Genomic DNA, 209 nt, shown 5'->3' with positions numbered 1-209 from the left:
CCAACAAGGTTCGGTTTCGACTTTCAGCAACACCGTTCAACTGTGGTGTTCTTGGAGGCGACAACTGTGAAACAATTCCACATTCCTTGAGGTAATCGAGAAACTCGATACTAAGATACTCACCGCCTCTGTCGGATCTAAGCATCTTTATCTTTCTGCCCAATTGATTTTCCGCTTCATTCTTGAACTCTTTGAATTTTTCAAAGGTA

Annotated in this window: 1 protein-coding gene; it reads right to left on the bottom strand. The window is 42.1% G+C overall.

Annotated features, from left to right (window positions below; all coding sequences use genetic code 11):
- Positions 1–209: DDE-type integrase/transposase/recombinase (locus HX793_RS32115; protein WP_178905598.1), on the bottom strand; the 209-nt coding region annotated here is incomplete at both ends.

The organism is Pseudomonas reactans, from assembly GCF_013387025.1.
Taxonomy (GTDB): domain Bacteria; phylum Pseudomonadota; class Gammaproteobacteria; order Pseudomonadales; family Pseudomonadaceae; genus Aquipseudomonas; species Aquipseudomonas reactans.
Note: the sequence above shows the minus strand (reverse complement) of the source record. Positions and strands in the feature narration are given on the sequence as shown.